The 13,671-nt window shown below is 66.8% G+C and carries 14 protein-coding genes; 1 reads left to right on the plus strand and 13 read right to left on the minus strand.

Annotation, left to right across the window (positions count from 1 at the left end):
• Position 1: 1 nt before the first annotated feature.
• From JQT59_RS04385 to JQT59_RS04440, 12 genes are all read right to left on the minus strand, one after another.
• Positions 2-217, minus strand: coding sequence for a recombinase-like helix-turn-helix domain-containing protein (locus JQT59_RS04385; protein ID WP_213574835.1), 216 nt, complete (start codon positions 215-217; stop codon positions 2-4).
• A gap of 12 nt (positions 218-229) precedes the next feature.
• On the minus strand, positions 230-1,189 hold the full coding sequence (locus JQT59_RS04390; RefSeq protein ID WP_213574837.1) for a PDR/VanB family oxidoreductase: 960 nt from the start codon (positions 1,187-1,189) through the stop codon (positions 230-232).
• Positions 1,190-1,330: 141 nt separating this feature from the next.
• A complete protein-coding gene (locus JQT59_RS04395) occupies positions 1,331-3,472 on the minus strand; it encodes a catalase (RefSeq protein ID WP_213574839.1) in 2,142 nt (713 codons plus the stop codon).
• A gap of 131 nt (positions 3,473-3,603) precedes the next feature.
• Entirely contained in the window at positions 3,604-4,338 is a 735-nt protein-coding gene (locus tag JQT59_RS04400; RefSeq protein WP_213577426.1) for an oxygen-binding di-iron domain-containing protein, read from the minus strand.
• Positions 4,339-4,451: 113 nt separating this feature from the next.
• On the minus strand, positions 4,452-5,393 hold the full coding sequence (locus tag JQT59_RS04405) for an ABC transporter substrate-binding protein (RefSeq protein WP_213574841.1): 942 nt from the start codon (positions 5,391-5,393) through the stop codon (positions 4,452-4,454).
• A gap of 40 nt (positions 5,394-5,433) precedes the next feature.
• Complete coding sequence (locus JQT59_RS04410; protein ID WP_213574843.1) at positions 5,434-6,141, minus strand: class II aldolase/adducin family protein; 708 nt, start codon at positions 6,139-6,141, stop codon at positions 5,434-5,436.
• Positions 6,138-7,292 carry an LLM class flavin-dependent oxidoreductase gene (locus JQT59_RS04415; RefSeq protein WP_213574845.1) on the minus strand — a complete coding sequence of 385 codons (1,155 nt, stop codon included), beginning with the start codon at positions 7,290-7,292 and terminating at the stop codon, positions 6,138-6,140. The genes JQT59_RS04410 and JQT59_RS04415 overlap by 4 nt, the downstream gene beginning before the upstream one ends.
• The gene (locus tag JQT59_RS04420; protein ID WP_213574847.1) at positions 7,289-8,389 is read right to left on the minus strand and encodes an LLM class flavin-dependent oxidoreductase; all 1,101 of its coding nucleotides are present in this window, start codon (positions 8,387-8,389) and stop codon (positions 7,289-7,291) included. The genes JQT59_RS04415 and JQT59_RS04420 overlap by 4 nt, the downstream gene beginning before the upstream one ends.
• Complete coding sequence (locus JQT59_RS04425; protein WP_213574849.1) at positions 8,386-9,429, minus strand: ABC transporter substrate-binding protein; 1,044 nt, start codon at positions 9,427-9,429, stop codon at positions 8,386-8,388. The genes JQT59_RS04420 and JQT59_RS04425 overlap by 4 nt, the downstream gene beginning before the upstream one ends.
• Positions 9,426-10,232: an ABC transporter ATP-binding protein gene (locus JQT59_RS04430; protein WP_109334792.1), complete on the minus strand. Its 807-nt coding sequence runs from the start codon at positions 10,230-10,232 to the stop codon at positions 9,426-9,428. Before JQT59_RS04430 ends, JQT59_RS04425 begins: the two co-directional genes overlap by 4 nt.
• Positions 10,229-11,080 carry an ABC transporter permease gene (locus tag JQT59_RS04435; protein ID WP_213577427.1) on the minus strand — a complete coding sequence of 284 codons (852 nt, stop codon included), beginning with the start codon at positions 11,078-11,080 and terminating at the stop codon, positions 10,229-10,231. Before JQT59_RS04435 ends, JQT59_RS04430 begins: the two co-directional genes overlap by 4 nt.
• A 5-nt stretch (positions 11,081-11,085) precedes the next feature.
• Entirely contained in the window at positions 11,086-12,120 is a 1,035-nt protein-coding gene (locus JQT59_RS04440; protein WP_213574851.1) for an NrtA/SsuA/CpmA family ABC transporter substrate-binding protein, read from the minus strand.
• Positions 12,121-12,358: 238 nt separating this feature from the next.
• Here JQT59_RS04440 and JQT59_RS04445 point away from each other — a divergent pair, with 238 nt between their 5' ends.
• Positions 12,359-13,108, plus strand: coding sequence for an IclR family transcriptional regulator (locus JQT59_RS04445; protein ID WP_213574853.1), 750 nt, complete (start codon positions 12,359-12,361; stop codon positions 13,106-13,108).
• A gap of 27 nt (positions 13,109-13,135) precedes the next feature.
• On the opposite strand, the gene JQT59_RS04450 is transcribed toward JQT59_RS04445, so the two are convergent.
• Complete coding sequence (locus tag JQT59_RS04450; RefSeq protein WP_249354115.1) at positions 13,136-13,636, minus strand: MBL fold metallo-hydrolase; 501 nt, start codon at positions 13,634-13,636, stop codon at positions 13,136-13,138.
• Positions 13,637-13,671 lie beyond the last annotated feature (35 nt).

Below are 13,671 nucleotides of genomic sequence, written 5' to 3' on the forward strand. Positions count from 1 at the left end.
TTCAGGCCGCCATCCGTCGCATCTCGTCCGTGAACGTGTCGGGGGTCCACGGTTCCCCACTCGGGCTGCGGATACCGAGGTCGTTCAACCCCTTCACCAATCCCTCGAGGTGGTGCACACCGGTACCGAAGACCTCTTCGATGGCACCGGCAAGCTTGAGCTCGTACGGAGTGGGGCCCGCGGTGCCGGCCTGCCGTGGTTGCAGGTAAAGACTCATGGTTCTTCCCTTCTAGAGGTCCAGCACGAGCTCGTCGGAGCGGGCGCGGGAAACGCAGATCATCATGGTTGTGCCGGACTCCTGCTCGGCGCTCGAGAGCAGCGAGTCACGGTGATCGGGGGTGCCGCACAGGACACGGGTTTCGCAGGTACCGCAGATGCCCTCCCGGCACGAGTTGGGGACGTCGACACCGGCTTCCTCGAGCGCGTCGAGGACGGTCCTGTCGGCGGCGACGGTGGTGGATATGCCCGACCGCTCGCAGACGACCCGGACCGGCCGGTCACCGGCCAGCGTGTCGGCGGGTATTTCCTTGGCTTCGAAACGTTCGAGCTGAATGGACCCTTCGGGCCACGCGGAGGCGACGTTCTCGAGGGCGGCGAGCAGGCCCTCGGGTCCGCACGCGTAGACGAGGGTGTTTTCGCGAACCTCGCCGAGGAAAGCGTTCAGGTCGAGGATGCCGTCCACGTCTTCGGTGACGACCTGCACCCGTTCGCCGTGCGCGGACAGTTCGTCGAGGAACGCCATCGACGCGCGGGAGCGTCCGCCGTAGTGCAGTTCCCAGTCGGCGCCCATCCGCGTGGCTTCGCCGATCATCGCGAGGAGCGGTGTGATCCCGATTCCACCGGCGACGAACAGGTAGCGGGGAGAGGGGAGGAATTCGAAGTTGTTTCGCGGTGGGCTCACGTGGACGGTGTCGCCGGGACGCAGCGTCTCGTGAATGTGCCGGGATCCGCCGCGACCGTGTGCCTCGTGCAGGACCGCGACTCGGTATCCGATCTTGTCGTCGGGATCGCCGCAGAGGGAGTACTGCCGCACGGTGCCGGCGCCCAGGTGCAGATCCAGATGGGCACCCGGGGTCCACTCGTGGACGGCCCCGCCGTCGGGCCGTTCGAGGCGGAGCGAGACGACGCCCGAGGACTCGACCCGCATCTGACGGACCATCATGGGGATGGTGTCTGCGTCTGTTGTCATCGATACTCCTGCACTCGGCATTTCCTTAGTGCTCAATAATTTAGCACTAAGATGTATCGTGCGCCACAGTTGCAGGAATTTCGTTCCTACGAACGAGCGGTGACCCGGCCGTAGGGCCGGGTCACCTGGTACTGCTGTCGATCAGACGGTCCGCTCCCACACCCGGTGCGACCGCATCAGCGTCGTCATGCCGTCGAGCAGCTCCTCGGTCTCGTCCGCCACGACGATTCCGGGGACATCGGCCGAGATGCCGGCGCTGACGAGCAGATCGCGGCCGGCAGGCCACCCGCCGATCGCCTTGCAGTGACGGAATGCCTCGGAGACGAGCACCAGAAGCCGAGGATCGGACGGGGATGCGGCGAGGAGGATCGCATCGAATTCCACCGAACGCATCGTCAGGAACGTGCGCGACACCGGTACCGCCTCCTTCCCCGACCCGAGTTGACCGCCGTGGGGTCCGATGACCAGCGGAACCATCCCGCCCGCATCGATCTTCTTTACGGCGGCGGCCACCTCGGCGAGGTCCGACGTCTCGTCCGCGACGATGCCGATGATCCGGCCGTCGACCGGCCACTCGGCGCCCACCTGGGACAGCGCGGGGCTGACGATCGGCGGCGCCTCGTGGGCGACGGTCGGCTCGGGGGCCGGGAGTCCGAGGCCGGCAGCAACCTCCGCACACAGGCCGGTATCGATCTCGGCGAGAACGCGGAGTGTCCGCTCCTTGATGGCCTGCTCGTAGCACTTCCCCAGTTCGAACGTGTACGCCTGCGCGACGTGGGCGCGTTCGATGTCGGTGAGGCTGGCGTAGAAGAGCCGGGCCTGCGAGAAGTGGTCGTCGTAACTCGCGGGGGCGCCCCGGAGTTTCGTCGACTCCGGCATCGGCACCGGCACCTCGACGAAGGCACTGGTGTCTGCTCCGGCCAGGAACGGGCAACCCCCGTCGAGCGAATTTGGCCGGTACGGCGCGACCCCGGGGTGCACTCCCGTCTGATGCATGCCGTCGCGCAGCATGTCGTTCACCTCGGTGTGGGGACGGTTGATCGGTATCTGCCCGAAGTTCGGGCCACCGAGGCGGCTGATCTGTGTATCGAGATACGAGAACAACCGGGCCTGCAGCAGCGGATCGTCGGTCACGTCGATGCCGGGAACGAGGTGGCCGGGATGGAACGCCACCTGCTCCGTCTCGGCGAAGAAGTTGGTCGGGTTCGCCGTCAACGTCATGACGCCGATCGGCTGCACCGGAGCCAACTCTTCCGGCACGATCTTGGTGGGGTCGAGGAGATCGATTCCGTCGAACATCTGGTCGGGAGTGTCCGGGAACGCCTGGATTCCCAGCTCCCACTGCGGGTAGGCACCGGCTTCGATCGCATCGGCCAGATCGCGTCGATGGAAGTCGGGGTCCATGCCGTTGATGATCTGCGCTTCCTCCCAGACCAGCGAGTGCACGCCCAGCTTCGGCTTCCAGTGGAATTTCACCAGAGTGCTCTCGCCGTCTGCATTGATCATGCGGAAGGTGTTGACGCCGAAGCCTTCCATCATCCGATACGACCGCGGGATGCCCCGGTCGGACATGTTCCACAGCGTGTGCGCCGTCGCCTCGGTGTGGAGGGACACGAAGTCCCAGAAGGTGTCGTGGGCGCTCTGGGCCTGCGGAATCTCGCGGTCGGGATGCGGTTTGCCCGCGTGAATGATGTCCGGGAACTTGATTCCGTCCTGGATGAAGAAGACCGGAATGTTGTTTCCCACCAGGTCGAAGGTGCCCTCGCTGGTGTAGAACTTGGTGGCGAAACCACGGGTGTCCCGGACGGCGTCTGCCGAACCACGCGAGCCGAGAACAGTCGAGAACCGGACGAAGACGGGTGTTTCGACGTCCTTGCCGAGGAATGCGGCTTTACTGATCGGCTCGGCGGCGCCGTAGCCGCGGAACACACCGTGCGCAGCAGCGCCCCGGGCGTGGACGACCCGCTCGGGAATCCGTTCGTGATCGAAATGGGTGATCTTTTCCCGCAGATGGTGATCCTGAAGGAGGGTCGGTCCCCGCTTCCCCGCTTTGAGCGAGTGGTCCGTGTCGTACAGACGCGCCCCCTGCGCGGTCGTGAGGTACTCGCCCTTCTGTCCCCTCGCCGTCTCCGCACCCTTGACGGGCTCACCCGTCGCGGTCCGCAATGCAGGCGACCGCTGATCGGATTTCGGTGGAAGCGGCTCTCTGGGCTCGGTCGGCTCGTCGACCGACGGTGTTCCCGATCCGGGTGTTCCTGGAATCAGCGGCTTCTTCTCGGACACGTAAGTTCCCCTTCGCTGTCGCTCGAGCAAGGCCGGTGCCGCATCGCTGTTGTACGGCGCCGCTCTCGATGCAGAGTGCCCAGACCGGGGCCGCGCAACCCATCCCCTGGTCGCACCCGTGGGACGCGGGGTCAGTGCCGGCCGGCGTACCGTTCGCGTTCGGCTTCGAACCGTTGCTCGTAGGCGGAGGCGAGGTCGTGCAGCGCTTGGACGCAGTCGCCGGTGAAGGCCGGTGCATGCATGGGTGCCAGGGTTCGGGGTTCGAGGTCCGCCAGCGCGCGGATGGTCGGTTCGAGCGCCGGTGTCAGGCACGTCGCCCTCCCGTTGTCCTCACCCTCCAGTGCCGGACCGAGCAACTCCTCTTCGGTCAGGGCGGGATGATGACCGAACGCGGTGAACAGATCTCCGCAGAACAGGGTCGACGTCGTCTCCTCGAACATGAGTCCCGCATCCCAACCGTGCGGGACATGCGGGGTGTCGATGTGACGCACCCGCCGCGTCCCCGTCTCGAGGACGTCGCCGTCGTCGAGGGGCCGCGGCATGCGGTCGGCCAGATCGTTCACCTGCACGAAGCAGCCCATCGCCCCGTGCGCGACCTCGGCGTGCGGCGCCACCCCCAGCCACGAGTTCATCGCGCCGCACTCGTCGGCCTCGACGTGGCCGAACGTGATCCATCGCAATCGGTCGAGTGGGATCAACCGAGCGACCGCCTCGGATGCCGAGGGGAAGAGGAACCGCTGTCCGGTGTGGAAGAGCAGCGGTTCCTCACCGTCGACGAGAAACTGGTTCATGATCAGATTCGCCTCGTCGATGTACGTCGACATGCGGTAGATGTCGGGTGCGATCTCGGTGATCGTGGTGTCCATGTGTGCGACCTCCGCAAGGATGACGGTGTCTGGGAACACCACCCTCCCCCTCCCCGTCCGCGGAGACAAGGGAACCGGCACGACTCGCCGACTCTTGGCCTAGGTCGACCCGCCTACACGGCGGCGCGATCGGCGGCGACCACCTCGCCGATCTCCGGGACCACGGCGTCGCGGACCCGGATCGACCGCGGGAGGAGTCCGTTGGCCAGCAGGAGGTCGGCCGCGTGTTGCTGTTCGTCCAGGAATTCGTCGGTCACCGGGTGGATGCCGAAGGGCCGGCCGCGCAGCGCCGCTTCCCACGCATCGAGGCTGGCGGTGCCGCCGCGCCGCTCGACGTCGTCGACGAAGAACTGCGCCGCTTCGCGCGGGTGTGCCTCGATCCAGGCGTCCGACTCCTGCAGCGCCTCCACGACGGCCCGCAGCTGTTCGGCGTTGTTTTCTGCGAAGTCGCGGCGGGTGAACCACAGCGAGGGGTGGCTGAAGAGTCCGTCCGTTTCGACGAGCGTGCGCAGTGCGTGCTCGGCTTCGATCTCCGCCAGCCCCGGGTATGCGCCGACCCACGCATCGATGATTCCGCTGACGAGTTCGGCGCCGCCTCCGCGCACGTCGGTGTCGACGGGCACGATGTCGGACCAGGTGAGCCCTACCCGGTCGAGCGCAAACAGGAGCAGCGTCGTCTGCCATGAGCCGTGTGCGATGCCGACGCGCTTTCCGCGAAGATCCTCGACGGCGTCGATGCCGGACTCCGCCTTCACGACGAGGCGGCCGTTCTCGATGCGGGGCCCGGAGATGCCGATGTAGACGAGGTCGCGGTCGTGCGCCAGGCCGGTGATCGGCGGAGTGAAGCCGGTGCCGATAACGTCGTATCCGCCGTCCTCGAACAGCCAGTCGGAATGCAGGGTCGGAAGGGCGTTGGTGGGATCGACGGGCGGCTTCGACGGAAGGTCGCGCAGATCCACCCATTCGACGTCGGGTAACCGATGCTCGAGGATTCCGGTGTGCCGCAGGACGAATAGGGAGTTGTTGTGCGGGAAGTATCCGACACGGACTGTCATGGCCGTTACCTGTTCTGTTCGGTTGAGGAAGGTGAGGACATCAGAGGAGGCCGCGTCGGCGGGCCTCGTCGGCGAGGCCCGAGCGTCCCCACTGCACGGCGAGGTTCGAGGGGTCGAATTCGACAGAACCGCCGAGAGATTCGGCGATGGCCTGGAATTGTGCGCCCTCTTCGAGGAGAACGACGAATTTTGCGAGCTCGAGCAGGCCGCTGCGGCCGATCACGTTCACACCGCCGTTGGCCTCGAAGATGGCCACGAGATCCGGGTCGTCTTGCAGGCGTTCGAGGATGAAGTCACCGGCCGACTGCGAACGATCGATGTGCGGTGGAATCTCACGCGAGACCGTCAGTCGCTGTGACGCCGCGTACCGGATCGGCAAGGTGCGGTGGGTTTGCGCCCAGCCGCCGAGCCACGGTGTGTGGATGTGGACGACGCTGGTGATCTCGGGATGCTGCCGGAAGACGGCGGCGTAGCCGGTGACGAATCCAGCGGAACCGTTACCCGACAGCACGTCACCGTCGAAGGTCGCCACGACCGGCGACACATGGGGATCATCAGCCCACGGACCGGGATCGTTCAGCGCGACGGCGATCTCGGTGCCCGGGACCCGTTCGACGAAATTGACAGTGCCGTTGGCCGACACGGTACCGGTGCGCCGGAAAACGGCGAAAGCCTTGTCTGCGTCGCGCCGCGCTGCCTCCACGAAGGTGGTGACGTCGGAGTTCACGCGATTTTCGGTTGTAGTCATGGTGTGTCCTGTCCGGAAGTGGGAATTGGTTGGCGTTGCAGGAGGGGAAGAACTTCTTCACCGACGCGGTATGCCTCCTCGAGGTGGGGATTGCCGGCCAGGATGAAGGCGTCCACGCCGAGCGCACGCAGTTCGTCGAGACGTTCGGCGACCTGTTCGTAGCTGCCGACCAGTCCGAACGCCGGGCCGCCGCGGATGAGGCTGAACCCGCACCACACGTTCGGCTGGACTTCGAGATCGCGGTACCCGGTGATGTGTTCGGGCACCCACCCCTTGATGCGGGCCGCACCGACGGAATCACCCTGCGCCGCACGGTCGGCGGCACCCTTGTCGACGAACGCCCAGCCCTTCTCGATCTCGGCCCAGGCGGCCTCCTCGGTGTGACGAGCGACGACGTCGATGCGCACCGCGAACTTCGGTGTGCGGCCGAGCTTCGCGGAATGCTCACGCACACCGTCGAACTTGGCTCGCAGGTCGGCGTACGGCTCGAGCCAGGAGAGGTAGTAGTCCGCGTGCTTTCCCGCGGCAGCAACCGCGGCGCCGGAGGAACCGGAGAAGTACACCTCGGGAAACGGTTGGCCCGCGAGGCCGGGCGGCAGGGCGGCGCCCTCTGTGCGGAAGAAGCGGCCGTCGAAATCGAACGGACGTCCGTCCCACACGCCCCGCAGCACGTCGAGGAACTCCGAGGTCCGGGTGTAGCGGTCGTCGTGATCGACCTTGTCACCCCACCACAGTTGCGGGGCACCGCCACCGCCGCTGATGACGTTGTAGACCAGTCGCCCACCGGTGGCCCGCTGCAGGCTTGCCGACATCCTCGCCGCTTGCAGGGGGTGGAGGAACCCGGGCTGGAAGGCGACCATGAATCGGTACGTGGTGGTCTCGGCGGCCAGCGCGGCCGCGGTGGCCCACGGATCGTCCGTCATGGGGAACGACGGCAGCAGACCGCCGAGAAAGCCGGCAGACTCGGACGCCTTCGCGACGGCCGCCATGTGGTCGATGTACCCGTAACCGTCGAGTTCACCGTTCCGGATCGCCGGCGCGATGTTGCCGGGACCGTATCCGCCCGCATCGCCACGGTTGTAGCGCCGGGGGGTGCGCAGTGACGCGTGGTCGCCCTCCATGCCTATGCGCCAGTAGAAGTCGATACTCATGCGTGTGCCTCCTGACCGGCGAGTGTGCGTCCGGCGGGGTCGACGAGATGGAGCAGGTGTTCGCCCGCCCGGTGAAGTTCCTCGATGTGTGGTCGGCCGGTGAGGACGAAGCCGTCGATATGCCGGAACGACGACAACTCGCGGGCCACGTCCTCATAGCTGCCGATCAGGCCGATGGGCTGGTCGTAGCCGAGGCGGTCGAACCCCGACCACTGGGAGTTCTCGCGTGCGAGAGCGCGGCTGTCACCGCTCACACCGTCCGGGTGCGCCTCCCGCCACAGCCGTTCCACGCGCGCCCACGCCTCGTCCGTCGTCTCCCGCGCGATGATCGGCAGCCGCAACAGCTTTCGCACCGACCTGCCCTGCTCGAGTGCACGGTCGGCCAGGGTGCGCACGGACGTCTCGTACCCGGTGTCGGTCAGCACGAATTGGTGGACGTCACCGTGCTTGGCAGACAACGTCACAGCCTCGTCCGAATTCCCGGTGAGGTGCACGACGGGGAAGGGAAGCCCGGAGAGGATGCCGCGGAATCCGCCGTCGATCACGTCGTAGTGGTTTCCGGCGAACTCGTATCCGGTGCCACCGAATCCGCCCGGAAGGACCTCGCTGTCGTTCCACACGCCGCGAGCCACGGTCAGGAACTCGTCCGCACGCGCGTAACGGTCCCGACCGGTCACCCGGTCGCCGCGGGCGCGGGCGTCGGCTGGGTCGGTCTCGACCTTCAGCCGCCACTCGAGCCGTCCACCGGAAAGCCTCTGCAGGGTCGCGGACATCTTCGCCGCGTACACCGGAGTGCCGAATGCGGGATGGAATTCGACCGCGACCCGCGCGTGCCGGGTCTGCCGCAGTGCCGCCGCGGCCACCACCCAGGATTCTTCACCCGACGGGTCGTAGGGAGCGATCACTCCGTCGACTCCCGACAGTTCCGCGGCGTGGATCACCTGGGCGAGTTCGTCGAAGGGCCCGAGCTTGCCCGGGCGCAGGTCGGTGGCGACCGTCGCCCGACGATCGGCCCCGAAGCCGCCGCGAGTGTTCAGCTCGGATGCGACCCGGCGTCCGTCACCGCGGGACGGTAACTCCCAGTAGAAGTCCGTCACGTCGTGGGCTCCTTCTCCGCGGCGAGCTGTGCCGTGGCCTGCTCGAGGGGTTCGCGCGCCACCCAGGATTCGAGGACGAAATCCCTGGCGAGGAAGCCGTGGGCGTACAGGAACTGTTTCTGGACGCCGAGAAGGTCGACCCGCTCCTCGGACAGGTTCAGGTGGAGCCCTTCGTGGAAGTTCTCGCCGTACGCCGCGACGACGCCTTCCGGCCCGGACTGTGTCTCGGTCTGGAAGATGGCACGTACCTGTTCCACGTTCGCCGCCGCCCAATCCGCGGCACGCAGGCTCTCGGCGAGGAAGCCGATCACGATGTCGGGGCGGTGTTCGAGGAGGTCGGCGTGCACGGTGACCGGGCGTGGGGTGCCGTTGTTCACCCGATCCCGCAGCGTGGCAGTGGAATCGAGGTCGACCGCGACGACCAGCCCGTGCTGCCGAGCCACGTCCTGGGCGCGGGCGCCCTTGACGTACACGGCATCGACATCACCCGCCAGCAGAGACTCGATGCCCCAGGTGGTGTTGCGGTCGGGATTGGCGGTGCGCACCTGCGGAGCCGCCGTCGTCGCAACTTCCACCAGCTTCACGTCCGCGAAGGAGAGCCCGCCGAGGCGCAGCGCGGAGGCGACGCCGTGCAGTGCCATCGCACGCGGGAAGCTCCGCGCCCGGTCGGCGGCCCAGGCGGGGATGCCGACCCGCAGCCCGGCCAGCTCGGCGGCCGCGCGGATGCCGGACTCCGGGCGCACGAGAATCGCCTGCGCCTCGTCGATCCAGGTGAGTCCGATCAGCCGGGTCGGTGAACCTTCGGCGCGTGCGGCGAGGGCCGGAACGTTGCCGCCTTCACGGATGAGGCCTGGCAGTCGGTGATCGAAATGTCGCACGGCCAGTTCGGGACCAGCGTCCTGCAGGACACCGAAACCGACCCCGGCGGCGTCCGCGGTCCGCCCGAGCCAGCCGAGATTGTTCGCGAGGCCGCTCGCCGTGGGTACCGGGCAGCGGGTGTACCAGAGGGTGTCGAGCGCAGGTCCGGTCGTCACAGTCATGAGTTGTCCTTGTCTGGTGGGGAATGGCGTCCCACTCCCAGTTGGGCGAGGAAGGTCGCGCGGTAGCGGAGCGAGTCGGGATCGTTTCTGTCCCGCGGACGCGGGAGATCGATGTCGACGTCCACCGCGAAGCCGCCGTTGTCGAGGATCAGCACCCGGTCGGCCAAGCGCACCGCTTCGTCGACGTCATGCGTGACGAGCAGAACGGCCGGGCGGTGACGGGCCACCAGGTCACCGACGAGGTCCTGCATCTGCAACCGGGTCAACGCGTCCAGCGCGGCAAAGGGCTCGTCGAGCAGCAGCAGTTCCGGTTCGCGGACCAGGGCACGCGCGAGTGCGACCCGTTGCGCTTCGCCGCCGGACAGGGTGGCGGGCCAGGCACGCTGTTTGTCACCGAGATTGACTTCGGCCAGCGCACGCTGGGCGTTTTCGCGGGTGACGCGTGACCGACGTTGCCCGACCGACACATTCGCCAGGACACGCTTGGACGGGATCAGTCGCGGTTCCTGGTACACCACCGTGCGTTGCCGCGGTACCAGAACGTCGCCGCTGTCCGGTGGCTCGAGCCCCGAGAGCAGTCGCAGGAGTGTCGTCTTGCCGGTACCGCTCGGGCCGAGCAGGACCACAAACTCGCCGCGGGTGATCTCGAGGTCGATTCCGGCGAGTACGTGCTTGTCGCCGAACGACTTCCGCACACCCTTCAGCGACACGGCTAGTGGCGAGCCGGCTCGTCGTTCCGCTGCGGTGGTCGCGGTGCGTTCGCGGGGGGCGAGCGGCGGCAACGGCGCCTCGGTGGTGTTCATCGGGTCACCGACAGTTGCCGCCACGGCATCGCGAACTTCTCGATCACCCGGACGACGGCGTCGAAGATCAAACCGAGAACCGCATACAACACGATGCACAGAACCATGTAGTCGGTGCGGTTGTATTCCTGCGCGAGGGTGACGAGGTACCCGATGCCTTCGCGGGTGCCCACCTGTTCGGCGGCGATGAGCCCGGTGATGCTGAGCGACAGGCAGATACGCAACCCCATCAGCACTCCGGGCAGTGCGGTCGGCAGGATTGCGCCGAACACCAGCCGCCAGCCGGTGAGCCCGAACCCGCGGGCGGCCTCGACCATCTTGCGGTCGACGCCGCGCACTCCGAGGTAGGTGTACGCGTACATCGGAGCAAGGGTCGCCACGGTGATGAGGACGACCTTGAACGTCTCGTCGATGCCGAACCACGCGATGAACAGCGGAACGAGCGCGAGGAACGGCACCGCCCGGTTGATCTGCATCGTGGAGTCGATGAGCTCCTCACCGAGCGCGGAGAGTCCGGACAGCACTCCGAGCACGAGCCCGATGACGACGCCGCAGCCCACACCCAGCGCCGCGCGTTGCAGCGACGCGATACCGAAGTCGAGTAGCTGGCCCGACTCGTACAGCTCCGCGAAGGCCAGCCACACTGCCGGCGGTCCGGCGAGGATCTCGGGGCTGAGGATGCCGGTGGAAGACCCGATCCACCACCCGGCCACGAGCAGCGCGGGGACGAGGAATCGGAGGGGAATCGAGATCCAGCGGGGCCGTTCCCGCGTGCGGCGATAGCGGGGTGTCTCCAGTGTCAGGGTTCCCGGTGCCGTGTCGCGCGCGGGTTCCGTCAGGGCCACCACCGAACTCACTTACCCTCGGCCGACGCGCTGTCGAGTGCGGCAGGGAGATCGAAGATGACGTCACTGCCCTTCAGTGGCCGTTGAATGACTCCGTTCTCGGCGAACAACGCCGCGATGGACTCCAGGTCGGCGGCATCGGCGGCCGTCGGGTACCGGAAGTTGGTGATGCGGCCGCCCAGCTCGATCGCGTCGTCGAGTCGCTGACCCGAGAGCGCCCGCGGCCCGGTCTTCTCGAAGACGTTCTCGAACGACGCAGGATCTTGGCGTTGCTTCTCCGTGAGCTGCTGCGTCACTTCGAGGAACTTCGCGACCACCTCGGGATGTTCCTCGAGCACCTCGGTACGGCCGGCGATGATGGTGCTGTCCACCGAGCCGATGCCCGCTTCGGTGGTGATTTCGACCGCCCCCTTCGCCTTCGCCTCCTGGTACGGGATCAGGAACGACGCCCAGGCGTCGACCTGCCCGGTGGAGAACGCCGACGCGGCGTCGGCCTGCTGCAACGGCACCCGCTCGACGGAGTCGATGGGAACGCCCGCCTGGGTCAGCGCCTTCAGGGTGATGTACTCGCCCTTACCGGCAGGGTTCACCGCGATCCGTTTCCCGGCGAGATCCGCGACCGTCGTGATCCCGGATTCGGGCCGGGCGATGATGCCTGCCTGATCCTTGTTGTACGGGTCGGAGGTCGCGAAGATTCGCACGCCCACATCCTTGGACAGCGCCCCCACCACCGGGCTGTACGCGCCGGTCTGGATGTCGAGTTCACCGGTGTTGAAAAGTTTGAGGTTGGAGCTGAATCCGGGTGTGGTCTTGACCCATTCGATCTTCGCACCGAGCGGTGCCAGGGCCTCGTCGTAGGTTCCGTCGCGCTTTCCGACAGCGATGGCGCCCGAGTTGCCCGGATCGAAGACCTTCAGAGTGACGTCCGCACCGGCACTGGCTCCTCCGGGCTCCTCGGAAGACCCACACGCCACCGCCAACCCGGCCAGCGGGATCATGGCGAGCGCTGCGGCGGCTCGTGGCAGTCGGCGTAAGCGGGACATGTGGGGAACTCCTTCAACGGATGAATCGTCAGGTGTGACGACCGTTGACGCTATGTCCCCCGCCTCCGATTTCCCCCTGTTTGTTTTCTACAGATCGGAAACCTTGACAAGTTCCGGAAACCCAGTTCACCGGCGTGCGATGGGGATTCGGCACACACGATCCCCACCGTTTTCCGGCAGGCGGAAAGTATGGTGCCTTCTGCCCGGGACGCCGTTCCGGCCGACGAAAGGACCTTTGGTGACCGACTCACGTGCTGTGGGAGTTCGGACGGTGTCGCGGGCCCTGACGATGCTCTCCTGTTTCGGCGGGGGTGAGGAGCTGGGTGTATCGGAGATCGCCAAGCGCCAGGACCTCGCGGTGAGCACCACCCATCGCTTGCTTCAGTCCCTGGTCGATGCCGGCTTCCTCGACAAGGATGCGACGTCGGGCCGGTACCGCCTGGGAAGTGCCCTGGCCGCGTACGGTCAGATTTCTTACCGGCAGCACCGCATCTATCTGTCCGAGCCTTATCTCGAGCAGTTGGCGGCCACCACGGGGGTGTCCGCCTCACTGGCCATGCGGCACGGTCACGAGGTCGTGCTCTTGGGCTTCAGCCGGTGGCGGGAAAGTGACGGGCACGTGCTGCAGGGTGTTCGGCTTCCCCTGCACGCCAGCGCCTTGGGCAAGGTTTTCCTCGCGTGGTCGGACACGGACGACGCCGAACTCGCCTCGCTACCGCGGACGGCCACCACGTCCCGCGCTATCACGGACGTCGCCGGTATTCGAGAGGAATTGCACCGCACTCGTGAGCGTGGATACGGTTTCAACGACGAGGAGCTGACCCCAGACTTCCGCACCATCGGGTTGCCGATACGCGACTCCGACGGAGTCGTCCGGTTCGCTCTCGGACTGCGCGGACCCACCGAGCTCATGATCGACCAACGCATACCGTTCTTCGTGGAACTCGCCCGCGTCACAGCCGGGGAGATCGCCGCCGTCCTGTTGTGAGAGGGCAGGGCGGCAGACAAGAATCGCTCAGCGGCGCTGCCCGACGCCGACCTGCACCAGATCGTGCCCGACGGTCACAGTGCCGGAATACGTCGATGACACGCCACTGGTCCATTGATCGTCGGTGACCTGACGGGGGTCGCCCGGTCCGATGTGCGAGAGCACCACCTGGCGGACTCCTGCTTCGGCCGCGACACGTCCTACGTCCTGAGCGGTGGTGTGTGCGTGAATCATGTGCTCGACGAGGGCGGGACCGGAGGTGGCGGCGTAGAAATCGACGTCGATCACCTCGTGGACGAGGATGTCGGATCCCGTCGCGAGCCGAACCACGTTGGGTGACTTCGCGGTATCCCCGGAGAACGTCACCGCTCCGTCCTCGGTGTCGAAACGGTACGCGTACGACGGGAAGACGGGCCCGTGTGGCACCAGCGTCGCGGTGACACGCACCCGGTCGTCTTCGAATACGGGGAACGGCTCCATGTCCGGCGACGTGTTGTCGGCGGACGCACCCGCCGACGCCGGGGGCAATACGTCATGCAGGGTGAGCCGCTGCCCGTCTCGAG

The sequence above is a fragment of the Rhodococcus sp. USK13 genome (genome assembly GCF_018343855.1).
Taxonomy (GTDB): Bacteria; Actinomycetota; Actinomycetes; order Mycobacteriales; family Mycobacteriaceae; genus Rhodococcus_F; species Rhodococcus_F oxybenzonivorans.

Bases quoted from the DNA above. Each gene is read 5' to 3' on its own strand.
- JQT59_RS04385 (WP_213574835.1), bottom strand. From the start codon at position 217: ATGAGTCTTTACCTGCAACCACGGCAGGCCGGCACCGCGGGCCCCACT.
- JQT59_RS04390 (WP_213574837.1), bottom strand. From the start codon at position 1,189: ATGACAACAGACGCAGACACCATCCCCATGATGGTCCGTCAGATGCGG.
- JQT59_RS04400 (WP_213577426.1), bottom strand. From the start codon at position 4,338: ATGGACACCACGATCACCGAGATCGCACCCGACATCTACCGCATGTCG.
- JQT59_RS04405 (WP_213574841.1), bottom strand. From the start codon at position 5,393: ATGACAGTCCGTGTCGGATACTTCCCGCACAACAACTCCCTATTCGTC.
- JQT59_RS04410 (WP_213574843.1), bottom strand. From the start codon at position 6,141: ATGACTACAACCGAAAATCGCGTGAACTCCGACGTCACCACCTTCGTG.
- JQT59_RS04415 (WP_213574845.1), bottom strand. From the start codon at position 7,292: ATGAGTATCGACTTCTACTGGCGCATAGGCATGGAGGGCGACCACGCG.
- JQT59_RS04425 (WP_213574849.1), bottom strand. From the start codon at position 9,429: ATGACTGTGACGACCGGACCTGCGCTCGACACCCTCTGGTACACCCGC.
- JQT59_RS04430 (WP_109334792.1), bottom strand. From the start codon at position 10,232: ATGAACACCACCGAGGCGCCGTTGCCGCCGCTCGCCCCCCGCGAACGC.
- JQT59_RS04440 (WP_213574851.1), bottom strand. From the start codon at position 12,120: ATGTCCCGCTTACGCCGACTGCCACGAGCCGCCGCAGCGCTCGCCATG.